The organism is Paenibacillus sp. J22R98 (assembly GCF_059383835.1).
Genome location: NZ_JBXENW010000003.1, coordinates 675,093 through 698,596 on the forward strand (window position 1 = coordinate 675,093; position 23,504 = coordinate 698,596).

At 44.2% G+C, this 23,504-nt stretch carries 25 protein-coding genes; 20 read left to right on the forward strand and 5 right to left on the reverse strand.

Features of this window, described 5'->3' with window-relative positions:
- The first annotated feature begins 26 nt into the window (after positions 1-26).
- From AC50Y3_RS13345 to AC50Y3_RS13385, 9 genes are all read left to right on the forward strand, one after another.
- Positions 27-1,484: an extracellular solute-binding protein gene (locus AC50Y3_RS13345; RefSeq protein WP_494819190.1), complete on the forward strand. Its 1,458-nt coding sequence runs from the start codon at positions 27-29 to the stop codon at positions 1,482-1,484.
- A 113-nt stretch (positions 1,485-1,597) separates the two neighbouring features.
- Entirely contained in the window at positions 1,598-2,473 is an 876-nt protein-coding gene (locus AC50Y3_RS13350) for an ABC transporter permease subunit (protein ID WP_494819191.1), read from the forward strand.
- Between the two features lie 5 nt (positions 2,474-2,478).
- A complete protein-coding gene (locus AC50Y3_RS13355; RefSeq protein WP_494819192.1) occupies positions 2,479-3,348 on the forward strand; it encodes a carbohydrate ABC transporter permease in 870 nt (289 codons plus the stop codon).
- An 11-nt stretch (positions 3,349-3,359) separates the two neighbouring features.
- A complete protein-coding gene (locus AC50Y3_RS13360; protein ID WP_494819193.1) occupies positions 3,360-4,850 on the forward strand; it encodes a CehA/McbA family metallohydrolase in 1,491 nt (496 codons plus the stop codon).
- A 281-nt stretch (positions 4,851-5,131) separates the two neighbouring features.
- The gene (locus AC50Y3_RS13365) at positions 5,132-5,473 is read left to right on the forward strand and encodes a hypothetical protein (protein WP_494819194.1); all 342 of its coding nucleotides are present in this window, start codon (positions 5,132-5,134) and stop codon (positions 5,471-5,473) included.
- 193 nt (positions 5,474-5,666) lie between these two features.
- On the forward strand, positions 5,667-6,131 hold the full coding sequence (locus AC50Y3_RS13370) for a hypothetical protein (RefSeq protein ID WP_494819195.1): 465 nt from the start codon (positions 5,667-5,669) through the stop codon (positions 6,129-6,131).
- 130 nt (positions 6,132-6,261) lie between these two features.
- Entirely contained in the window at positions 6,262-6,735 is a 474-nt protein-coding gene (locus AC50Y3_RS13375; RefSeq protein ID WP_494819196.1) for a DUF2975 domain-containing protein, read from the forward strand.
- Positions 6,732-6,935, forward strand: coding sequence for a helix-turn-helix domain-containing protein (locus AC50Y3_RS13380; protein ID WP_113035934.1), 204 nt, complete (start codon positions 6,732-6,734; stop codon positions 6,933-6,935). The genes AC50Y3_RS13375 and AC50Y3_RS13380 overlap by 4 nt, the downstream gene beginning before the upstream one ends.
- 466 nt (positions 6,936-7,401) lie before the next feature.
- Entirely contained in the window at positions 7,402-8,190 is a 789-nt protein-coding gene (locus AC50Y3_RS13385) for a P-loop NTPase family protein (protein ID WP_494819197.1), read from the forward strand.
- A 67-nt stretch (positions 8,191-8,257) separates the two neighbouring features.
- Here the strand turns inward: AC50Y3_RS13385 and AC50Y3_RS13390 are convergent, their stop codons facing one another.
- On the reverse strand, positions 8,258-8,707 hold the full coding sequence (locus AC50Y3_RS13390; RefSeq protein ID WP_494819198.1) for an NmrA family NAD(P)-binding protein: 450 nt from the start codon (positions 8,705-8,707) through the stop codon (positions 8,258-8,260).
- A 94-nt stretch (positions 8,708-8,801) separates the two neighbouring features.
- Here AC50Y3_RS13390 and AC50Y3_RS13395 point away from each other — a divergent pair, with 94 nt between their 5' ends.
- The 5 genes from AC50Y3_RS13395 (at position 8,802) to AC50Y3_RS13415 (ending at position 11,403) form a co-directional block, all read left to right on the forward strand.
- On the forward strand, positions 8,802-9,215 hold the full coding sequence (locus tag AC50Y3_RS13395) for a MerR family transcriptional regulator (RefSeq protein WP_494819199.1): 414 nt from the start codon (positions 8,802-8,804) through the stop codon (positions 9,213-9,215).
- Positions 9,216-9,637: 422 nt separating this feature from the next.
- A complete protein-coding gene (locus AC50Y3_RS13400; protein WP_494819200.1) occupies positions 9,638-9,841 on the forward strand; it encodes a hypothetical protein in 204 nt (67 codons plus the stop codon).
- A gap of 155 nt (positions 9,842-9,996) precedes the next feature.
- Positions 9,997-10,239 carry a hypothetical protein gene (locus AC50Y3_RS13405; protein ID WP_494819201.1) on the forward strand — a complete coding sequence of 81 codons (243 nt, stop codon included), beginning with the start codon at positions 9,997-9,999 and terminating at the stop codon, positions 10,237-10,239.
- 219 nt (positions 10,240-10,458) lie between these two features.
- Positions 10,459-10,767 carry a hypothetical protein gene (locus AC50Y3_RS13410; protein WP_494819202.1) on the forward strand — a complete coding sequence of 103 codons (309 nt, stop codon included), beginning with the start codon at positions 10,459-10,461 and terminating at the stop codon, positions 10,765-10,767.
- Between the two features lie 126 nt (positions 10,768-10,893).
- Positions 10,894-11,403, forward strand: coding sequence for a DinB family protein (locus AC50Y3_RS13415; RefSeq protein ID WP_494819203.1), 510 nt, complete (start codon positions 10,894-10,896; stop codon positions 11,401-11,403).
- A 794-nt stretch (positions 11,404-12,197) separates the two neighbouring features.
- On the opposite strand, the gene AC50Y3_RS13420 is transcribed toward AC50Y3_RS13415, so the two are convergent.
- From AC50Y3_RS13420 to AC50Y3_RS13435, 4 genes are all read right to left on the reverse strand, one after another.
- The gene (locus AC50Y3_RS13420; RefSeq protein WP_494819204.1) at positions 12,198-13,241 is read right to left on the reverse strand and encodes a Ger(x)C family spore germination protein; all 1,044 of its coding nucleotides are present in this window, start codon (positions 13,239-13,241) and stop codon (positions 12,198-12,200) included.
- The gene (locus tag AC50Y3_RS13425) at positions 13,228-14,310 is read right to left on the reverse strand and encodes a GerAB/ArcD/ProY family transporter (protein WP_494819205.1); all 1,083 of its coding nucleotides are present in this window, start codon (positions 14,308-14,310) and stop codon (positions 13,228-13,230) included. Before AC50Y3_RS13425 ends, AC50Y3_RS13420 begins: the two co-directional genes overlap by 14 nt.
- The gene (locus AC50Y3_RS13430; RefSeq protein WP_494819206.1) at positions 14,307-15,623 is read right to left on the reverse strand and encodes a spore germination protein; all 1,317 of its coding nucleotides are present in this window, start codon (positions 15,621-15,623) and stop codon (positions 14,307-14,309) included. Before AC50Y3_RS13430 ends, AC50Y3_RS13425 begins: the two co-directional genes overlap by 4 nt.
- Before the next feature lie 386 nt (positions 15,624-16,009).
- Positions 16,010-16,579, reverse strand: coding sequence for a TetR/AcrR family transcriptional regulator (locus tag AC50Y3_RS13435; protein ID WP_494819207.1), 570 nt, complete (start codon positions 16,577-16,579; stop codon positions 16,010-16,012).
- A 319-nt stretch (positions 16,580-16,898) separates the two neighbouring features.
- Between AC50Y3_RS13435 and AC50Y3_RS13440 the strand changes: the two genes are divergently transcribed.
- From AC50Y3_RS13440 to AC50Y3_RS13465, 6 genes are all read left to right on the forward strand, one after another.
- Positions 16,899-17,279: a DoxX family protein gene (locus AC50Y3_RS13440; protein ID WP_494819208.1), complete on the forward strand. Its 381-nt coding sequence runs from the start codon at positions 16,899-16,901 to the stop codon at positions 17,277-17,279.
- A gap of 305 nt (positions 17,280-17,584) precedes the next feature.
- Complete coding sequence (locus AC50Y3_RS13445; RefSeq protein WP_494819209.1) at positions 17,585-18,493, forward strand: phosphotransferase; 909 nt, start codon at positions 17,585-17,587, stop codon at positions 18,491-18,493.
- Between the two features lie 77 nt (positions 18,494-18,570).
- A complete protein-coding gene (locus AC50Y3_RS13450; protein ID WP_494819210.1) occupies positions 18,571-20,487 on the forward strand; it encodes a PAS domain S-box protein in 1,917 nt (638 codons plus the stop codon).
- A complete protein-coding gene (locus AC50Y3_RS13455) occupies positions 20,468-20,788 on the forward strand; it encodes a PAS domain S-box protein (RefSeq protein ID WP_494819211.1) in 321 nt (106 codons plus the stop codon). The genes AC50Y3_RS13450 and AC50Y3_RS13455 overlap by 20 nt, the downstream gene beginning before the upstream one ends.
- Positions 20,789-21,289: 501 nt before the next feature.
- Entirely contained in the window at positions 21,290-22,222 is a 933-nt protein-coding gene (locus AC50Y3_RS13460; protein WP_494819212.1) for an acetamidase/formamidase family protein, read from the forward strand.
- A gap of 453 nt (positions 22,223-22,675) precedes the next feature.
- A complete protein-coding gene (locus AC50Y3_RS13465; RefSeq protein WP_494819213.1) occupies positions 22,676-23,302 on the forward strand; it encodes a hypothetical protein in 627 nt (208 codons plus the stop codon).
- Positions 23,303-23,504 lie beyond the last annotated feature (202 nt).

A 23,504-nucleotide genomic window follows, 5' to 3' on the forward strand; every position in this document is an offset into this window, starting at 1 on the left:
TGATTATATTCAGGAGGTTTCAACGAATGAAAAAAGTATGGATGACGATGTCGACGGTTGCCGTCGCAAGTACGATGCTGCTGACCGGCTGTGGTACGGAGAACGGAACGAATGACGCGGCAAATACGAACGCGCCGGCAGGCAATAGCGCAAACGCCGGTGCCAATGCCCCGGCCGAAACGCCTGCGGCGGACATGAAGCTTCGCATTCTCGACGCTAACGTAGGCGGCAAGACGCCGGAAGAGAACGCGAAGTTCGAGGCGGAGCTCAAACGCCTGACGGGCATAGACGCTTCTATCGAGAAACCGGCAAGCGACTACGACCAAAAGGTGCTGACTGCGCTTGGCTCCGGCGAGAAATACGATCTGATTGAACTTAGCGACCTGGGCAAGCTGGCTACCTTCGTGGATCAGGGCGTCGTCACGGATATGACCGATTTCGTCACCGGTTCCAACGTGTTATCCGATCCGGCGGTCATCCCGACGGCCGAATGGGATCAACTGAAGGACAAGGACGGCAAAATCGTCGCCGTGTTCAGCAAGTTCCAAGGCGGAACGATGCCGATCGTGCGCAAGGACTGGCTCGACAAGCTCGGCTTGAAGGAGCCTAAAACGCTGGATGAGTATTACAACGTCCTCAAGGCATTTAAGGAGAAGGACCCCGACGGCAACGGCAAGAACGATACGTACGGCCTCAGCACGTCCGATCTCTACGATATTCAAGGCTTCATGAGCGCGGCCGGTCTGAAGGCGCATTATGTGATGAAGGACGGCAAGCGCACGATTCCGTATGCAACGGAAGCAGCCGTTCCGATGTACGAATGGTTTGCGAAACTCGTGAAGGAAGGCATCATGGATCCGAACTTCGTAACGAACGACACGGGCAAAATGCGCAATCTGTTCCTCTCTGACCGCGTCGGTATGGTCACATACTGGGATGCTTGGGTCGGTATGTTCAACAACACGCGTAAACAAGCGGATCCGAACACGAAATTCCAAGCGAAAGCGCTCGAAAGTATTCCTGGCGCGGACGGCACCATGCTGATGCGCCGCGGAGACCCGGATTTCTGGATCATTCCGGCTAACGCCGAACATCCGGATGCTGCGAAGAAATTCCTCGAGTTCTGGCATACGGAACCGGGCATTACGCTCGGAAGCCTCGGCATCGAAGGCGAGGATTATACCAAGGAAGGCGACGTTTACAAATTGACGCCGACCGGCACAGAGCACAATATGGATCACGGGGTGCCGTTCTGGTACAACCAGAATGTAAAATATCCATTCGGCAAGCTACCAGGCGTTCAGGAAGCGCAAGATCTCGTAACGAAGAACGCAACGCTCGAATTATCGCTGCCAGGCTGGCCCGATGCGGAGAAGATCGTCAAGAATTACGCGCTCAAAGCGATGTCCGGCCAAATGGATGCCGCGGAAGCCGTGAAGAAAATGCACGATGAGCTGCTCTCTCAAAACCTAATCGACGAATAAGCCGTTCCAAATGCATTCGAACGACAAGCAGGCAGGGGAGCACGGAACCCCTGCTTGCCTTGTTTTCAGCCAGATAAGGGTACCCTTTGCCAGATAAGGACGTGGATAAAAGCATGAGATTGTTGAAGAAATACGGCGCACTCTATGTCATGATGGTGCCGGTAATCGCCTATTTTCTCGTCTTCGCCTACTACCCGCTCGTAAAAGGGCTGCAGACCAGCATGCAAGACTACAAGCTGATGGGCGATCGGCCGTATGTTGGGTTCGCGAACTACGAAACGGTGCTGCACGATTCGCTGTTCTGGGAAGCGATGGTCAACACGCTCGTCATTGGAGGGGGCATTCTCCTCTTCGGCTTCACCGCGCCGCTTGTGATCGCGCTGTCGCTTAATGAAGTGCTGCGGACCTGGTTTAAGAAGATGGCGCAAATGATTCTCTACGTGCCGCATCTGCTCTCATGGGTTGTGGTAGGCGGGATCTGGATTTTCATGCTATCGCCCGACAGCGGGATTGTGAATATGATTCTGGTCCATGTGTTTCACCGGGCGCCGATCAATTTTTTGGCGGATTCCGGTTATGCGCGCTGGATAATGATTCTCCTCTCGACGTGGAAGGAAATGGGCTACACCTGCATATTGTTCCTTGCGGGGATCGTTTCAATTAATCCGTCGCTGTACGAGGCGGCGCGCATGGACGGCGCGACGCGATGGCAGCAGTTGACGTACGTGACACTGCCGCAGCTTAGCAACACGATGAAGGTCGTCTTCCTGTTGAATACGCTTGGCATCTTGCGGATATTCGACCAAGTGTTCATCCTCCGCAATCCTACGATTGCCTCGAAGGTGGACGTGCTCATGATGTATACGTTCCAAAAAGGGATTCTCGAAATCAAGCTCGGCCCCGCAGCGGCGGCCAGCTTCTTCGTCCTGGTTTTGACGCTCGCGCTGACGCTCGTCGTGCGGCGAATGACAAGATTTGATGAGGTGTAACGACAATGTCCGATCGATTCGAACGGCTCGGCTGGAAGAATAAAGCGTTTGATACGTTAAACGGTCTTTTTCTGCTGGCGCTGATGCTCACCATGATAATTCCGTTTATTAACGTGCTCGCGCTCTCTTTCTCTTCGGGCATCGCATCCATGCGGCCGGAAATCGTGCTGTGGCCGAAGCAGTTCAGCACGGAAGGCTACGAGATCGTATGGAAAAGCCTTGATATTTGGCGGCCGCTGCTGAACAGCGTCATTGTGACCGTAATTGGCACAGTGCTGCACGTGCTGCTGTCCAGCTTGGCGGGCTACGTGTTCATCTATCCTCGCCTGCCGGGCAAGAAGCTGATGCTGACGTTCGTTCTCATTACGATGATGGTACCGCAGGAAGCGATCATGATTCCGCTCTATGTGGTTAACAAAGACCTGCATCTCATTAATACACTGAGCGCGCTCGTGCTGTCGGGCCTCGTGTCCGGCTTCTCGATCCTGCTCATGCGCAGCTTCTTCTTGAATGTGCCGTACGAGATGTCGGAATCGGCGAAGATCGACGGCGCGGGTGAGTTCCGCATCTTCCTGACGATGTACTTGCGGCTCGCGGCTGCGGGTCTTGCGACCGTCACGCTGTTCGAGTTCGTCGGACGGTGGAACATGTTCACGGCGCCGGTCATGTTTATTAACGATTCCATGAAATACACGCTTCAGGTGGCGCTGAAAGCGATGATTATCGACACAAGCAGCAATTCCGGCACCTATTTGGTGACGACGAACGTGCGGATGGCGGGTATCGTCATCAGCATCCTGCCGCTGATCGCGGTGTATCCGTTCGTTCAGAAGTATTTTATGAAGGGCATCCTGCTCGGCGCTAGCAAAGAATAGGAGGACGCACGATGGAGATGAAGAAACAGCGGCTCACGCTGCGCAGACGAATCGGGAAGAACGAGGAGCGGACTTACCTGGAGGTTCCGTTTACGGTAGAAGGACCGGTGGAGCGCATCAATATCGCGTACCGCTACGAACGCGGTGCAGGGGAGACGGTCGTCGATATCGGACTCCGCTCGCCGGAGCGAATCGTCGGTTGGAGCGGCGGCGCCCGCGAAGCGTTCTTCGTTGGCGCTGAGAAGGCGACCCCGGGTTATCTGGCTGGCCGGATTGCCGAAGGCGAATGGGCCGTGCTGCTTGGGGCGTACAAGATCCCGGAAGGCGGCTCGGAGGTATTCGTCGAAGTGGAGCTCGTCCTACCGCATGGACGCTGGATGAAAGGCGACCTTCATATGCACAGCGTGCACAGCGACGGAAGCTATACAATCGAACAGGCGAAGGATTCGTGCAAAACCCGCGGGTTGGAATTCATGGCGCTGACGGATCACAATACGTCCTCGCAAAATTGCACGGTGTTTGCTCCCGACGAGCTGTTGCTGCTAATTCCCGGCGTGGAGATGACGAGTTATTTTGGGCATGCGAACGTGCTCGGAGCTTCGGATGCGCTGCGGGATTTTCGCGTGACGACTTCGGAGCAAGCGGACGAAGTGCTCGGAGAAGCGCGGGAGCGGGGTGGGTTCGTATCGCTGAATCATCCGTTCTGTCCATCCTGCCCTTGGGAGCTCGGCTTTGACGTAGATTACGACGCCATTGAAGTATGGAACGGTCCGTGGCGCGCTTTGAATGAGCGCGCGCTGATTTGGTGGCAGGAGCAGCTTTCACAAGGTCGCCGGGTGATCGCATTGGGCGGCAGCGACACGCACCGGGTAGACCGGTTCGTGAAACACGGGCGTCCGACCGTCTCCGTTTGGACGGAAACCGATACGGTGCAAGGCGTGCTAGCGGGTATTCGCGAGGGTCGCGTCGTGCTGCAGTTCGATCCCGACGAAACCTGTATGGCCCTAACCTCAAGTGGGTACGGCATTGGTGATACGATACCGCGGGAGGCCGTCGAGGAACTGGGCGGCGTTCCGCTGACCATCTACATCTGTGGCGCCAAAGGTGACCGCGTGGCGTTATGGTCGGACCGCGGCATTGAAGCCGTGTGGGACATTGCCGTTCCGGCGGCAGCTGTCGAGGCAGGCGAGTGGGAGACGGAAGTCGCGGAAGCCGGTGGCTGGACCGTTCAGCGGGAGATCGCTGCAATCATGGCCTTCGACGCATCGGAAGACAAGGGCTGCATGCCCGTGACCTCAGCCGGGGCTGCCGTAGAATCCGATGTCGCGCTGTATAAGTTGGAGGCGGAGAACGGCCAGGTTCGCGTGCAATTTCAGGGCTCGGGCGACCGGCTGTTCTATCGGCTGGAGGCACGCCGCGCCGTGGAAGGGTTGAATCAGTCTGTCGTGACCTGCATAACGAATCCCCTGTACATCGCGCTGGCTGAGGCGCTGGGCACCTGAACGGGAACTTTAACTAACGGACCAATATGGAGCAGTTTGCCGGAGGCAGCTGCTCTTATTTTTCGTGTGTTGTCCTCATTAAGAAATAAAGGTTCAGTTAGCAATTCTATTAATAAATATGCTGGCAGGGCATTACTTGAAAATCGAGCTAATGCGAAGCTTCCGATACATTCGGTCGCTTCATTACGTTAACGGACAGTTAACCGTAACAAAGGAGTAATCTTAAGCGTCTAAATAAAGGAGATATTTCCTAATGGATTGCTAAAGGAGGGAATGAATGTATGAGGATGATATTTTTTGTTTTGCTCGTGTTTTTCCTGGCGTCAGGTTGTAGTGGACAAAATAAGGAGTCAAACTCATCAAGTAGTTATCCAAGTGCCATTGCCTGGAATAATATCCTTTATGGACTCTCTGTTGAGGAGGTTTCCATTGAACAAATCGGTGAAGAGATTGGAAAGCTCGAAAGACGAACAACCCCTATGCCGAAGAAAAATGGAGACTCAAATGATTTACCAGCAGGAAGCATACTTTACGAAATAAAAGGAAAAGACCCTAATGAAGTAATTGCAGTAAAAGTAAATGATAAATATTTTAATGCTTCAAAACTGGGACCTTTGAAATGAACTTACAGGATACGTTAGCACGATAAATACGAAGACACTGCAGCCGGTTATTGGTTGCCGTTTTCTCAAATAACGGGCAGGATTGGAAAAACCATTGGAGTGGATTACTGGCATAGACGGCAGCTTGTTCTGCTAATGACCAGGATACTTAAACAGAAAATTGAATACCGATGTTAGAAGGGGCGTGATAATAATGGGTAATGAACTACTTGAATTTACCCGTATTTCTATTTTTAGAATGTGCGAGCACTACCTTCCCAAACTAAAAATCGCCCTTGATGGTATTGATAAAGAGGTTCTATGGGGACATGAAAAGGAGACAGCAAATTCTGTTGGCAGCATTGTGTTGCATATCGGGCAGCACATTGAACGTCATGTCATTAGGTTCTCGAAAAGAGGGAAGGTTCAGGATGGAATTGAAAATTATTTTCCTGACGAAGTTGCTCTTTCTTCTTCTGATTTAATTCAATTTATGGTTGAATGCTTTAATTCTTGGAGAGATGTTATGAATGGTTATTTTGAAGGGCGCGAGGACGAGAAGAGCCTCGATATGTTTGATATTTACCATTTAGTCGAACACACCGGGTATCATTTAGGACAGATTATTGATCGAGTTCAGAGGTTGACGGAGCGACAATCGGTTGCCGTTTTTCATTGAGTAACGGGCAGGAACAAATAAGCCGTATGGCTTCTTCTTTATAAACTTGTTGGGCTCAAACAAATGAATCAATACATTTTTATTGTAAAACGATAAATGAAGTGATAAAATCAAAGATGAGGTGAAATAAATGAAAAAAGAGACACTCTTTTTAAAAGTTGTTCTGGTTGTTATGGCAATTCCTGCATTGGTGATGTGTTTTTATGGACTCCCAGCGATGGCGCATAGTATGATGCCGGATTTCCCGGATATTAAAGTTTATCTTTCCGCTTTGGCTGCGTATGTGGCGTCTATTGCGTATTCATTTACGCTACTTCAGGCATTTAAGCTTCTCAGGTACATCGATACAAATACCGCTTTTTCGCAAACCTCTGTTTTAGCGCTTAAGAAAATAAAGCGAGCGGCGGTTGTCGTATCACTCATGTTTGCATGTAATCTCCCGCTTTTCTACTTTGTAGCTGACGGTGCAGACGCACCAGGCGTCATGGTCATGGGGCTATTTATAACCTGTGCGCCAGTCGTAATCGCAGTATTTGCCGCAGTTCTTGAGAAACTGCTCAAAAACGCGATCGAGCTCAAAGAAGAACAGGAGTTGACCGTATGATAGTGGTTAACATTGACGTCATGCTTGCAAAGCGGAAAATGAGCGTAACTGAGCTATCGGAGAAAGTCGGCATTACAATGGCGAACCTGTCGATACTTAAAAACGGAAAAGCGAAAGCCATTCGAATCTCAACACTCGAAGCGATCTGCAAAGCACTCGATTGCCAGCCTGGAGATATTCTCGAGTATCGGCAGGATTGAATAAAATAAAAAAAACGCCAGTACGTCGCAGATGTAAGTAATGATGAAGAGTTCGAAAGCTATATCAATCCTAAAATATACAATATACAGAATTAATGATTTTCCAAACTTGTTGCTTTCGTTGAGATTTGAATTCGTATACAGAGTGAATGAAATCGAAATAATTAGGATGTCGGGACTCAATCGGAGAGAACTGACCTTCAGATAAAGGCGCTAGCAACACAGCAGGACTTAAACGTAGATATGATATCGTCAGCAGTGAAGTAAACAGACTCAATTTTTGGGTCTTTTTTTTATTTATCTGTCTTTTTGAGGAGCTTGCTACACGGCAGCTCCTTTTAATTTGTTGAAGTAACGGGCAGGATTGTTCAATGATGCAGTCGAATTTTATCCCTAGTTCAAACTAGACAAAGGATTCAACGATTTTAAGGAATTAGGAGAAAATTACATGCGCAGGAAGTGCAAGTTGATTTTGGTTGAAGGATTATGTGGAACGGGCAAATCAACGTTAGCAGAACGATTGCACGATTACCTAGCAAAGAAAGACATATCATCCCTTTTTTACGATGAAGGAGCCATGTGGCATCCGACGAGCTTGAATTGGCACGCTTTTTTCCGAGAAGTGGAATATAAAGAACTTCTTGAGCGATATCCGAATGCAGCTAACGAAATCAGTTTGCGGGCTATAAATGATGAAAGTAACTTTCTGATTCCGTATCATGAGTCTGTGACGCCATTTATTGAACTGCAAGAACTTTATTCCGAGTTAAAGTCTCGCGAGCTATGCTGGACGCATTCACCGGTAGCTACGCTGTCAGAGTTTACATATTTAATCCAGGGGCAGTGGGCACGCTTCTCTAAGCTAGCCAGCAATTCAGACGAGGTTTATGTGCTAGAAGCTGTGTTCTTTCAACATCAGATTCATGATTTGCTACGACATTATCAAGCTGATGATTATCAAATCGAGCAGCATATCAAGGGTATTGCAGATCAGATTGCTGCAATGAATCCTGTATTAATTTATTTAGCTCAACCGAGTGTACGAGAACAAGAGCTTTGGATTTCCTCCATTCGTTCTAAGGATCACTTCGCCACCGAACAAAGTATTAGGTTTATGGAAAACCGCAAGCGAATTGAATTAAGACTGCTTGATTTGTTGCCTTTTGGAACCTATTTAGTTGAGAATGAAAACCGAGACTGGGAAGTTGTTTTTACTAAAATGGTAGATGCAATTAGTCCAAACTTTAAACGATGAAAGCATTTTCTTTCGTGGCAATAACAAGCTGACTTCTCTGATTGAACTAACGAGCACTATAGTTCAATCATGATATGCGGCAACTCGTAAGGATGAGGACACGTAAACAGCTCACTTTGCCATCCAATTTGGTTAAGTAGTTCAACCTGGATGCGAGCACGGAAATATCCAAGGTATGTCCGTTTCTGTGAGCCGTGGTAATGAACGGCTTCCCGGAGCCTTCCAGCGCCGCTCCCATGGCTTCAACAGCCCGCAAATCCAGAGCCAGCGCACCTTCAAAGTCGGAAAAATCGTTGGTAAATGCCAGATGAATCACGCCGTTCGCGGCCGCTGCGCCGCTGCGCAGAGTATCGAGGTCATCCAGCGTGCCGTACAGCGCTTCGGCTCCCGCTGCCTTTAATCCCGCGGCTTTCTCTTCAGAGCGGCAAAGACCCGACACTGTATGTCCCGCGCCGATCAGTTCCCGGACGACAGCGGACCCGACATACCCTGTTGCTCCCGTAACAAAAATATGCATAATGTTATCCTCCTTCATAAGTTGACTGCTTGAACATGTTAAGCATAAACTATGAAGTGAACTCTAGGGCAAGCAATCCAAAGGAGAAACGATTATGAAAATTCAGGAACTGGCGGATAAGATGGGATTAACGATTCATACGATCCGCTTTTATGAAAAGGAGGGCTTGCTGGATGAACGGCATGTCCGGCGAGAAAGCAACAATTACCGCAACTATTCGGTAGAGGCTGTCGAGCGATTGAAGCTCATCAAGAAGTTCCAGTCCATCGGCTGTTCGCTGGCTGAACTGAAGGAAGCACTGCAGGATCATGACACCAATGCGCGCACTAATTTGCAGATTATAGATTGGATTCGCGACAAGAAAAAGGAGATCGAAAGCAAGAAGGAAGAATACGACCAAATGCTGGACACCCTTAACAAGATGCTGGAGTATCGGACTCTACTCATGGACGATCCGTTAAAAGCTCAAGAGATGCTAAAGACTTGGCATGCCGGCTCATCCGATTGAGCTGCTTTAAGCTTCCCCATAAGTCCATGCGTAACAACTTAAACCGCCTCTGGGATAAAGAAATCAATGCCTACTTAAGATGTAATAATTAGCGAAGTTCGAAAATTAGATGTCATACGCTATTACTGAAGTCACAAACTATAAGGAACAAAGTGATGAGAACAATTTCGAAATCTAGTATGTTTTATCTTAGATTTGGAACTAGATTTAGTTTAGTAAGTCTGTCGTTAATCCTTATTGGAATATTTGTTTTAATTCAATCTATATCTGAGAATATCAACAATTTACCTATTGCAGTCGGTCTCTTATTGGTTGGTCCTATGTTGTTAATTGTGAGTGTGATTAGATCAAATAACAAGATCATGTTAATAATGACTGGGGAACACTCAAGGGGTAGATATAAAGAATGGAAGAACTCTTTTATGATTCAGAACAATAGTACATTGGTCTTCTTGATATATACGTATTACGATAAGAGAGGGAAATTAAAAGAAACAGCAGTATTATCGACAAATACAAGTGCAAGGGAAGAAGTAAACATTTTTTATAATGAAGATGACAGTGTTGTACTTGAATATTTACCTGGAAGTCCATGGATGAAAAGCGTAAATGAAATAGTTAGATAATAAGAACTACGGTATTATTGCCGGCCTGCTCGACTTACGGGCAGGATAGTTTAATCAACTCGCGAATACTCCAAGGATGATTATATTTACTCCGTTCGTATATTTATCGTTATATGTAATCAATACTTAGTTCTTAAAAGAAAGGAGTAGGTTACTTGAAATTATCCAGAATATTGATAATTCTTATTCTGGATTCCACTTCCTTTAGAAGAAGAGTTAATAGTTTTATCTATAAAGATAAGGAAGGGAATAATAGAAGTTATTTTATAGATTATCGCCAATCTGGAACTTTTATGGTTGATAATAAAGATTATCAAATATATGGAAAGACTAAGTTAACAATCGATAAACTTGTAGTTTGGTTTAAAAAAGAAGGAACTTTGTTAAAGGCTTCATGAGTTATGTCTAATCAGGTTAACAGAGGTGAGTAATATTAAGGATTATTCTAAGTTGGAAGCTAAAATAGCCCTGTTATATGAATGCATTCGTGAGGAAGGTGGCATTGTTGATTTCGATTGGTGCACAGGGCTTTTATACCCTTACCACTATCACTTTAACGATGTCAGTTGAAGGTATAGGTGTGCCTCTTTAATAGCATTTTTAGGATTATTAACTGAGTGGGAAGACGGCAGTGGATTTCCCTTTATCGTTCCCGAAAAGAACTTCATAAATGCCACGATTTTGAGTACTACTTGGATGCCTTTATACAACACCGAAATGAAATTGAGCGGGAGTTTCCCAGGATATTTTATTCAATCGTAATTACTCTACTGTGGCTGATTCACCATGAGGATATCATTGCTACATTTTCATATATTGATGAACAAAAACTTTCCAGGTTTATAACAGTGATTAAAAGTATTGAAATAAAAGAGAGCAAAGACGTCTTTAAAATCGCTTTTGAAGAAGCAGGAATATTCAACTAACGGGAAACGATACTTGAACGGCTGCCAAAACACTTCAAACTAATGCATTAATCTAGGCATGGCAACAATATGCTTCTAAAGTTATGAAGAGCTATAATTTCTATCCCCATAGAGAGGTGATTACACATGAACCAAAGACCGTCAGAAGAAGAATACGCCGGGGACTCCGGCGAGTATATCCGGTTGGTGCCGGAAGGCAACATCATCGACATTCTGCTCGCCCAGGAAAAGCAAATGACCGAGCTGCTAGCATCTTTGTCCGAAAGCCAGGGCGCGTATCGGTATGCGGAAGGGAAATGGACGCTGAAGGAAGTCGTGGGCCACATAGCGGACGCGGAACGCGTCATGAACTACCGCCTGCTCCGGTTCGCAAGAGGGGACCAGACTCCACTGCCCGGATTCGACCAGGAATTATTCCTGCCTCCTTTCGGAAGCTGGGCAATCGCGCAATCGGCCGAAGATTATCGCGCGGTAAGGAAATCGACGATCACGCTGTTGCGCGGGTTACCGGCGGAGGCGTGGTCCCGTAAGGGCACAGCCAACGACGTAAGCATTACGGCGCGCGCCCTCGCGTACGGCATCGCAGGACACGAACTTCATCACATGGGGGTCATCCGAAATCGTTACTTGAGATAGACGTCCGGATGATCGTGACGGAAGCTTGCGCGGACAACGCGGCTTCCGTCCTTACTATGACCCGCCCTTCCCGCCCGATTTGGACAGTTCTCTACTGACATACATCGTTAAGCTAACGGGAACGTTAGCTAAATAGTCCAAAAACAGCACGGCAGCCATAAAATTGGCTGCCGTGCTGTTTTTGGATGCTGTCGGGGTAGAGGAATCGGACAATGTTCTTGTCATTTATCGGATAATTGTCGGACGACAAGAACATCTATACAAAGCCGTTTTAGGACAAGAACTTCTATACAATCCTGTGAACTAAAATTATACGATTGAATAGTGAGACGCGGAAATGCCGGAAGAGATGGCCATCAGCAAAAATCGCCTATAAGAATACAACTTTCCGTTATATGATAATTTCAAATAGCAAAGGAGGTTAGTCAATTTGGCTAAACCAAAAATTACTCCAACTTGCCGAATTTGTGACAAGTTGAATGTCTAAATGACACATTGCGCGATCTTCGGAGCGTTTACGCCTGGACAAGTGGATAATACTGCAGTAGGTGCTGCTTGTAATAAATCTAATGATTATGTGCGTCTTCTGCATGCTGTTCCGAATGAGTGTAATTACGGGAGGTCTCCGGCTGGAAAAGTTGTTGACGAAGAGGCAGACAGTCACCACGAAGCATTTCAGATAGTAAAAAAAAGCACCTCTTATTATGATAAGAGGTGCTTTTGAAGCTATATATGGCTCACATGGACTTGGAAATTCACTTTTAACTTTGGATAATAGTCTTCTCTCCAGCTTTTTAGCTCACATGGACTTGGAAATTCACTTTTAACTTTGGATAATAGTCTTCTCTCCAGCTTTTTAGTTCCGGATATGGAATCTGATTACGGAAAAGTTGGCCAAACCCGAAAATATCCGATTTGTTTTTTTGGGCTTGTTCGAATATCTTGTTAAACCGCTTTTCGATCAGCTGTTCGAGTTCTTCTTGGATCTGTTTATCCGTCACTCCCTCTTTTCTTTCCATAACTTTTATTTTTAATTTTAAACCGCATGACACCAACGGTTCATTCTTTTTCATTGACGACTTGATGTGCAAAGAGCTGTTTTTTACGATCATGCCGGCAGAGCCCGTACTCACTATCTCTCCTATTGCCGTGCGGTGATGAAACAAATTAACCAGTAAATTTTCCTCTGGGTTAATCCTTCCCACCATTGTCCCTTTTTTGAAAATAGCAGCCCCCTCAAAGCGCAATACTGTATCTTTGCCGGAAATGACGAACGGAACGTTTATATCTTTCGTATAGGAATGCAAACTCTGATACAATTCCCAAAGGCGGGTACTCGCAACCTCCGGAGCCCACTCCCCTTTATAAAAAAAGTCATGGATAGAGGTTATTTGAACACCTACCATTTTGTCTATATTTGACAACATATTTTCTATATCCTCATCTGTAATGGCAACCAACGCTTTTGACGGCAGTTGCTCTAACTCCATTGAAAGTTGAATAAGTTTACTCATTTTCTCTTCGTTCTGTGCCAAGTTGTTTTGAAAGACAATGAATTGTACTTGTCCGTAATAAAGGGCATTATCAGAGTCTGTTCTCATTTTTCGGAAAATATTGGGTAAAGTATTGCCTTTTTCCGTTACAATTCTTGATATTGTTTTTTGTCTTTGCGTTTCTGGAACATAAAATGTCACTTTGTATTCATCATCATTTCCCTTCGATATGCCAATGAGCAAAGGAGTGGTACGCAGATTGATTTCTTTAATATCCCAACATCCGCAGAGAAAGGTTAAAGAAGTAAGTACAATGAAAAGTTTGAATCGTTTATTTCTTTTCATAATCCGCCATCCTTCTTCGATACATGACGCCATAAATTAAAATGGTCAATGGAATGATTACGATTAACAAAGCGTGAGCACCTGCGCTCAACTCCACAAATTTTTCAACCAAATACTGGTTTGGGACATATATTCCTATAAGAAATGCGATTAGAGAGAAAGCAATGATCCAATAAGAACGTTTGGTTCTTTGCCAATTGAATGTTTTCTGCATCAGTTGTCCGGCCATCCATAGCACAAGGGCATTCAGGAAGATCGTGAACGTAACTAATGAAATGCCGAAGAACATTGTTTGCCTGCTGAACATAAACCATCTCATATCAACGGTATCCATGGCCTCTTCCACCATATAATGAAGCGTGACAACTGTTTCTTGTCCAAATATGAAAAGAGGAACATACACAGATTGTAATATGAAGAACGTCACATATGTCCATACCCCAAACAGTTGGCCGTATTTCAAATTGTTTTGGGAGGGTACAAATCCCAAAAATAATAATGGTGAGAATCCCAAAAGAGAATTAAATTTTGTGTTCCATAAGAATTGAAGAGATGAAGGCCAAGCTGGAGAAGCATTGTGTAAATCAAAGTTTATTACCGCAGTAAACGTGTTCAAAATGATCAATAAATTAACGATGATGAAAACAATGACAGAAGCACGCATCATCGTTCCCAAGCCTTTAATTGCTAGAAAAGCGGATATAAAAAGTAAAAGGGTCAATACCGCCCAATAAGGTGTCCGAGTCAAAAAAATTGCAATGACTTCTTCGCTATGGGCACGAAGACCGAATCCAACCATAGCAGTCAGAACGAATGCAAAAGGGACAAGAAAGGTGAATGCAACCCACTTTCCCATTTGCCTAAATATATCGATAAGATCCTTTCTCGGAAAATAATCCAATCCTTTTTTGTAGATAAGCATAAGAACCATTTGCAGCAATCCTTGAAAAAGGACCACTACCCAATGACCTCCTTCTGTCGACGATATGATGAGCTTGGGATACAGCAAATAAATAAATCCCCCGCTCGCGACACAAAACAATAATACAAGTTGTACCCTTTGGGTCACTGCGCATCTCCCTTTTCTGTTATGCGAAATGCAATATAAGGAATATCACATGTCGTTAAACTTGCCAGTAGTATGCATACAAATAGTAATCCGACACATAAACCCAGAATGCCGAAAACGGATGCCGCAATTAAAAGAAAGTATTTAAGCACGCGAAAGTATAACGAGTTTTGCGCACCAACTATTGTTGAACCCGCAATCACCATAGCAGCGATGATAATGACCAATAAATTACTGACTAACTTAGCTTCAACAACCCCTTGGCCAAGTATGACACCTCCAACCATTGTCACGGTGGGGCCAATGGTTTTGGGGAGCCTCATAATTGATTCCGTGATTAAATCAACTATTAAGAGCATAGCAAGGGTTTCAAATAAAGGGGTTAAAGGGATGCCATATCTGCTTTCTGCGACAAACAGGGAGAGGTCTGTTTTTAATACTTCAGGATTGACTGACGTTATGGCGACATATAAAGCGGGAAGGGTTAGAGTGGCAAGGATTCCCAATCCTCTTAGGATTCGAACAAAAAATGCAAAACTAACATTGAAATTGCGATCGTTTGCTGTGGCTAACATATCCCAAATCAGATGGGGGAGAACAAGGGCGTAGGGAATGTTGTCCAAAAAGAGAACGACTCTATTCCGTTTTAACGAATAGGTGGCTTGAATCGGAATTTCAGTTGCGAATAAATGACTGACAGGTACGAACTTGCGTATACCAAAAAGATTATTCAGATCCTCTATCGTTTCAATATCCGATCGAGCTTGACTCAACTTCTGGTTTATTTTTTCAATAAGATCGTTTGGAGCCTTTCCTTTAATATAGAGCAGTGAAATCCTCCGCTTTGCCAGTTCTCCGACTTGATAAGAACAATGGCACAGACGTTCAGTACCCAGCCTCTTTCGGATCAGCCCTATGTTAATATCAACATCCTCTCCAAAGGCATCTAAAGGCCCTTGAATAGGGCTTTCATTTTTGGGCTCATCAATGCTTCTCCTCAGGCTTTGGGGGACGGCTTCCATAATGACATTGCGTTGACCGTCTCCTGTTACGATGACCATTTTGCCTTCAAGAACGGCCTTTATGATTTGTTTAGTATCAAGATCAAGCTGATCACTGAGGTTTGAAAATAGTTCATCAACGGAAGCAGACGATTCAGCCATTTTTCGAAGATATAAATTGGACTTGGTAAAATTGATGAGCGAATGAAATCCAATAAGAAAAATCGCCATTTGATCAAATTGTTCTTCCTGTATGAAAAAGTCATCATGATCGGCAAACGTGGATTTCATTTCCTGGATGATGTTGCTCATGAGATCTGCCCCTTTAAGTACCTAGCAATCCTATAATAGTCGCCGAAAAATGGAAAAATTATGCGTGGTCAAGCCGTATATCTAAGAATCGCTATATCATGTAAAAAAGGACGGTGAGCAACACCGTCCCTGCACAATCTTCAGATGATGCTTCGATCCGGTTGTTTGCCACCAGCGGCAGTTGAATGGATTGCTGTAACTAAGCAGATTAGGATGATCACGAGTATAATATTGCTTTAGGAGTAATAATCGAGGGGGAGGGCAGTTGCATTAAGCAAACTGCCCTTCTTTTCATTATCATTACGGTCACATCTAAACATGTCGGTTTTAAGGGATATATACCAAACACTGACGATCATTAATAATTTTGGGGAGACTAATAATTGTTAAGCTGTTCCATTTTCTAATAATTGCCTAATTGATATAAATGCATAATCAAAATAATCCTCAGATGATTTACTACTGTTCTGCTTCCAATCAACTGCAGCGGCGTAAATCATCCAACTTAGCATGGTTGCGACAATTCTTAGCTTTTCGTTAACTTCACCCGGATACTTTTTTAACAGTAACTGATAAATAATACGTTCCAGTTCTTTTTTTATTATGGTTTCTACATTCACACTCATATCATCATAACTTCGCTGACAGCGTTCAGATAAGTTCATGTTAAATTTTGTTATGGATAAAAATACACTTTTAAGCATTTCTTCATTTATCTCTTTATTATTTGAAATTTCCTGAAGAACATTCTCCATTAATTCTTCTTTAACCACTTTTTCGAGCAAATCATATTTATCAACAAAATGGTGATAAAAAGTTGCCCGATTAATCATGGCTTGTGATGTGATTTCACTGATTTTGATACTGTTGAAATTCTTTTTCATCAAAAGTTGTAAAAAGGAATCAATAATGAATTTCCTTGTTCGAATAATACGCAGGTCTTTATTGCCCTCCATCAAAGATACCTCCATTCCAGAAATGAATTTTAGACAGCTTAGAAAACATGTGGCATATGCAACAATATTAAGATTATGTTTGTTGAGTTGCGGTGAATTAATGTCTATAATTTAATTATACAACACCTGTTCCATATGCAACAGGAGTTAGATTTGTGGAGTAGGGGCGATAAATTTACAAATCCCATTTGGAAAGCAGTCTTTGATGGCGGATATTTGTTAGGAGAACGCAAGAAAAAATCAGACAAGCATTTCAGGATTTTTAAGCTGAAGTTTTAGGGTCACCTGCTGTAAGGGGAAACACGAAAGGATGATATTTATGGATTTTGTAATTTTAATTGGAAGAATATTGTTTTCAATTATTTTTATATCTGCGGGATTTAATCATTTAAAAGATTTTTCTCACACAGTAGAGATGGCGAAGAAAACCAAAGCTCCTTTTCCCCAATTGTCAGCTGCTGCTATGAGTCTCTTTGCACTTGTTGGAGGCTTAAGTGTTGCACTTGGCTTTTATTCAAAAATCGGTGCAATTCTACTTATTATTTTTCTAATACCAACAACTTTTATCATCCACCGTTTTTGGGGATTGCCAGATGATCAAAAGCAAATTCAGACAGTTCATTTTTTTAAGAACCTTTCTCTTACGGGTGCATCATTAATAATTCTCTATTTCGGTTCTGGTCCTTTAAGCTTGAATTAGATCCTACTTATAGGTAAGGAATTAGATAAATAACAAATAAGAAGCACACCTACTACAATATTGGTGTGCTTCTACTATTCCATTGCAGAAAACTTAGCAAAACCGATTCGTCGCCATCTATGTTCTTGTCATCAAATGGAGTTTTATTATGAGGAATGTAAGGAACATTAGATAGATTAGCAAGAATAAGAACATTGCCGTACTAATAAATTCAGCAGTCTTCATTGCGCTAACGGGCAGTTATGCGTAACTTCCAGGGAATGTAAACATCTAAATAACGTAAGGAACGAGGAGGCAGACAATTCATGGGAGGAACGAATGTATGGGATGCGGAGTGGGAGGTTAACGAAGAGCAGGCGCGGACGCTGATCGGCAGACAATTCCCTCAGCTGTCATCGAAGCAAGTGAAGCGATTGGGCTGGGGCTGGGACAATACGGTTTTTCTCATCGGCGACGAGTACGTGTTCCGGTTTCCAAGAAGAACGATTGCAGTTGGCTCGATTCGTATGGAAGGGAAGCTGCTGCCGAAGCTGGAGGCATATATGACCATCCCCTATCCGAAACCGTTGTTTTATGGCGAAGCAAGTGACGAATACCCGGCACCATTTCTTGGCTATGCCTACGTGCCAGGAGATTTCCCAATCGGTTTGACGGAAGAACGCCGGGCTTTATCGGCAGAGACGCTGGCGAAATTTTTGCGGAGATTGCATGAGTTTCCGGTGCAGGCGGCGCTGAAGTGCGGAGTTCAGCAAGATCATCGAAACTTGACGGACATAGCATCGCGCAAAGTGAAATTGGAGGGCTTTCTATCGAAGGTGGTTGAACACTTGTCGCCGGAGGAGTCCGGTGTGATCGAAGCGTATATTAGCAGGCTGCAAAAGGACCGTGTCGAGGTGGTGAACGCACTGCTACATGGCGATCTTCATTTCTTAAATATGCTTGTGAATGAGAACGGGATCGTTTCCGGCATCATTGATTGGGGCGATCTGAGCGTAGGCCATCCGGCTTGCGATTTGAGCGTTGCTTATAGCTTTTTACCACCTTACGCTCGCGGCGTGTTTTTCGAAACGTACGGAGGAGCGAACGAGGAAACGAAGCCGCTGGCGCGGCTGATCGCGGTATACATCCCCATACTGATCTTAATGCAAGCGGTGGAAATAAGCTGTATAGCTGTAAAGGCTAGGTTTCAGAGGAAAATAAAGTGTGTAATATAACTTGAGTTGTACCTATAATATACATTGGCTTGTCTTCAATTCATCTGTGCATATTAATTACCAAATGGAGGTTACATATGAATCGTGTCAACCTTGATCAAAATTCTTTTAATGAACAGGTGTTCAAGTACGCTTCCTTTGGCATCGCACTGTTGGCTCCTGATGGCTTAATTCTAACCAGTAACCCTGCATTTGAGCGGATATTTGGATATACAAAAGAAGAGCTTGATGGCAAGACATTCGGATGTTTTTCGCTTCCCGATGATACTGTCCAGAACATAGATGAACTAAAAAATCTTATGGGCGTTGAAACGGAGGCTCACCTGGAAAAGCGCTATTTTAGAAAAGACGGTGTGGTAATCTGGGGGCTTCTGTCGATTCAGTTATTTCGTGATGAAGAGGGGCAACCTCTTTATTACATTGTACAAATCATAGATATTACCAAACAGAAAGAATCCGAACAGCGTCTTCAAGAAACAGTAGAACGGTATACATCGTTGAAGAAATACAACCATGACGCCGTTATTTCATTCGATTTACAAGGAAGAGTGATCAATGCAAACGCTGTAGTGGAGAAACTGACGGGCTACAGCGTCGAGAGAGAACTAATCGGCATGGAGCTTTCTAATCTCATTGGACAAACCCACGTGGATCATATTTTGACAGACGCACTTCATGACAATACGGTGGAACAAGGCATAGATAAAATTATCAACAAGAATGGTGATACCGTTGAAGTGCTCACGAGCATTGCACCGATCTTTGTAAGAGGGCAGAACATTGGCTTCTACCTCATCTGCAAGGATATTTCCGAACAGAAACAACTGGTGCTTGCCAAGGAGACGGCAGAAGCCACCAACAAAGCCAAAAGTGAATTCCTAGCTATGATGAGCCATGAAATCCGAACGCCGATGAACGGCGTAATCGGCATGACTGATCTCTTGCTTGATGCAGATCTTAACGATGAACATAACGAGTATGTGAAGATTATTCACAAAAGTGGTCAAACGCTTTTAGCCATTATTAATGACATTCTTGACCTTTCGAAAATCGAGGCGGGAAAAACGGATCTCCAAGAAGATACTTTCGATCTGCGAATGATCATAAAAGATAGTTTTTCTGTTGTTTCTCCGAAGGCAGAGAAAAAAAGGCTGGAACTGTCCTATTCGATCAATCACGATGTGCCCGATTACATTTTCGGTGACGCCGATCGCCTGAAACAAGTGTTACTGAATTTGATTAGCAATGCGGTTAAATTTACGCCGAGGGGCAAGGTGTCGGTTGTCGTTAAGAGAGTATCGGGACCGCAACCTATTCTTGGATTTACGATTAAGGATACGGGTATTGGGATTCCACCATCACGGCTTGAAGAAATCTTCGAGCCCTTCACTCAGATCGACCGCTCCAATTCTAGCGAACACGAAGGGACAGGTTTGGGTCTTTCCATAAGCAGGAGTATCGTCGAATTGATGGGAGGTGAAATCTATGCCGAAAGCGACGGCATAAACGGATCATCCTTTCACTTCACCATTCAGCTGAAAGAAAATATTGCATGTGAATTCAAATCCCCCCAACTATTAAATCAACACATTATGGGCCAAGCGAATATTTTGATTGCAGAGGATAATGCAATCAACACGTTTGTACTTCAGAAAATGCTGGAGAAAATGGGACACAGGGTTACAGTAGCCGTAAACGGAAAAGAAGTGATTGAAGCAGCGCTTAAAGATACCTATGATTGGATTTTTATGGATATCCACATGCCAATCATCAATGGGTTGGAGGCAACTCGAGCTATCAAAGAAAAACTAGCCCCAGAGAAGTGTCCACGTATTGTAGCGGTGACTGCAAATGCGATTAAAGGCGATCGTGAAAATTGCTTGGCGGTAGGAATGGACGCTTACATAAGTAAGCCTATAAATCGAGAAGTCATTGAGAAGCTTTTGTTTAACCCCAGTAGAACGGTATACATCGTTGAAGAAATACAACCATGACGCCGTTATTTCATTCGATATACAAGGAAGAGTGATCAATGCAAACGCTGTATTCGAGAAACTGACGGGCTACAGCGTCGAGAGAGAACTTATCGGCATGGAGCTTTCTAATCTCATTGGACAATCCGAAGGTTCAGCTAGTGAGAAGTATACAATGGGGTTTTCGCGGACGCATGTCGGACGACAAGAACATCTATACAACAGAAGTCGCATAAAATGCGGCTTTTTTATTTATTGTATAGAAGTACCGCGAAGGTTATCGACACCCTTCCGGAGTATTCTCCTCCTACATGGTTGGTGAGGCAAGCATGTGTGTTATGAGGAACAATGCTAATAAAACTCCTGGTGTCCCTGATAGCAGGTATACGGTGTTTTTGGATTAGGTATTATAAACAATTTAGTTTGACGAAGAAGCTTCCGCCGCCAGTACCGGTGGTGGCTTTATTTTTATTGAACAGGGGGATCGGACAATGTTCTTGTCGTTTATTGGATAATGTTCTTGTCATCCGACAGGGGAACACGGCAGCTGCTCCATTTTTTCATTACGCTAACCTACAGGGTAGTTCAATCATTTCGCGAAAATTTTAATACATAGCTGATAAGGAGAGACGAGGGACAGGGGCGACTGCATTATTCTTGCTACCGTAATCGCAGTAATACTAATAGTTCCATACGAATTTCCAAAAAACCATCAAGAGCTGGAAATAAGAAATTTAGAATAAGTGGATATGTCAGTGCTGGAGAGGGAATTTATAACAGTCGTCGAATCAATAGACTAACCAATTGACGAGGAGGAGTAGCCATGATTTATCAGTCCATACCGCAGCTTTATTATAATACGATAGGCCAGCATCCACCTATATTGACGATTCGTGATGGGGATACAGTCATTACGACGACAGTCGATGCGAGAGGCTGGGACATCAACGGCGAAAGCGCAGCTACTCGCGGGAATCCAATGACAGGACCTTTCTATGTGGAAGAAGCGATGCCTGGTGATACGCTAGCGGTTAAATTCGAATCAATCACTCCGAACCGCGATTGGGCTTGGACAACTAACATGCTTGCACCATCAGTTATCGAACCATATGTTGCTGCTTCATTGCTGCCATCGGACATCGTACGCTGGACGGTGAATGTTTCACAGGGGGTTGCTTATCTCAAGGAGCCATCGCCGGGGCTGACTGAATTGAAGCTACCTTTGCGGCCTTTTCTAGGCTGTTTTGGCGTAGCACCTTCTAATGGTCAGTTCATCTCAACTTCTACAAGCGGCGAGTATGGCGGTAACATGGACTATAAAGGACTGGTCGCAGGTACTACAGTTTATTTTCCGGTGTCGTCCAAAGGTGCATTGTTTTATTTGGGTGATGGTCATGCCTTGCAAGGCGATGGGGAAATCATCGGTACAGGGCTCGAAATATCTATGGATGTTCGGTTCACAGTTAGTGTTCAAAAAGGCAAAAAGATAGGCTGGCCGAGAGGTGAAAGCAATACGCATTGGTTTTGTATCGGCAATGCACGGCCGCTTGACCAGGCGCTTCAACATGCAACAACCGAAATGTATCGACTGCTGCAGGAAGATTTCGGCTTAACGTCTTCGGAAGCTAGCTTATTGCTGGGACAAGCAGTAGAATATGAAATTGCCAACACGTTTAACCCGGCTTACAGCGTGGTTTGCAAACTACCGAAATCGGTTTTATCGCAATTGAGCTATCGAGAAAAAAGTGTTCATTAACATCAGAATGAGGCTGCCGATAGATTCGACCAGGTAGCCATAAACTGGCAGGCTGGAAATAGGGATTCTGAGTCCGCGTAAATGTTAGAAAGTTTGAACTAACGAGGAACGATAGTTCGATTAAATACCTATAACGAAGCTGCCGGCACGAACGGCAGCTTCGTTATGTTACGGGCAGGATAATATTGATATTAGGGAACTCCAACTGAAAGACAAAACGACAAATTAAAAACAAAAAAGATTCTTAACAGATTTGAACCCTGAGCTAAGGTGAGATAGCAGAGGAACTTACTTTGTGGCAGTTCCTTTTTCGTTCATTGAAGTAACGGGCAGGATAGCATGGTAAAACCTTAATAAGAAGGAAATTCATATCATCTAGCGAATATAGTTTAAGTTTAAGCTTGCCGAAGTAACTAAGCGGCAGAAGTAGTTGAAATTTTGAGGTGGAAAACAGTGCTCAAAAATCAAGATATTTATTGGATAGGTGGCTCCTCTTGTGCGGGTAAAAGCACATTAGCAAAAATGTATGCAGATAAGTATGGATTGGAGCTATATTCATGTGATGAACATTTTGATAGACATTTGCAGGATGTTTCAACTAATGAGTACCCAGCGATGCATAAAGTTTCTACGATGAGCCCTAATGAAGCTTTCTATACAAGGGAAGTTCAGGAACAGTTAAGTGTATATATACAAGCTTTTGTTGAGGACTTTTCCTTTGTTATAAAGGACCTTGCGAAGAATAGCGATAAACCTGTTGTTGTTGAAGGCAATCAATTATTACCTTCGCTTGTATCAGCACATTTAAATGAACATCATAAGGCTATCTGGATTATTCCGACAGAGCAATTTCAGAAAGCACAATATTCCAAAAGAGAATGGATACAAGATATATTGCAAAGCACTGAAAACCCTACTGTAGCTTTTAAAAAATGGATGTCTAGGGATGCATTATTTTCAGAATTAGTCCAAAAAAATGCATTTGAATTACAGTTAAATGTAATAGAAGTAGATGGCAGTAAAACTCTACAGGAGAACTTTGGAGTTATTGAAAATCTCTTCGGTGGAGCTCATACGTAATTGAACTATCGGGAGACGGTTTTAGGGCTCCGTCTTATTAAGATATATTATATTTGGACTTGTCCCCTCTAATCACAACAAGTTTAGAGCATTGAACTCCCTCGGTACGACTTAGTTTTCTCAAGAATGCTCGCTTATTCGCAGGATTTCACCCTTGCAAGAAATATAGAAAGAGAGTAAGAGGGACCTTGTAGTAGAGCCG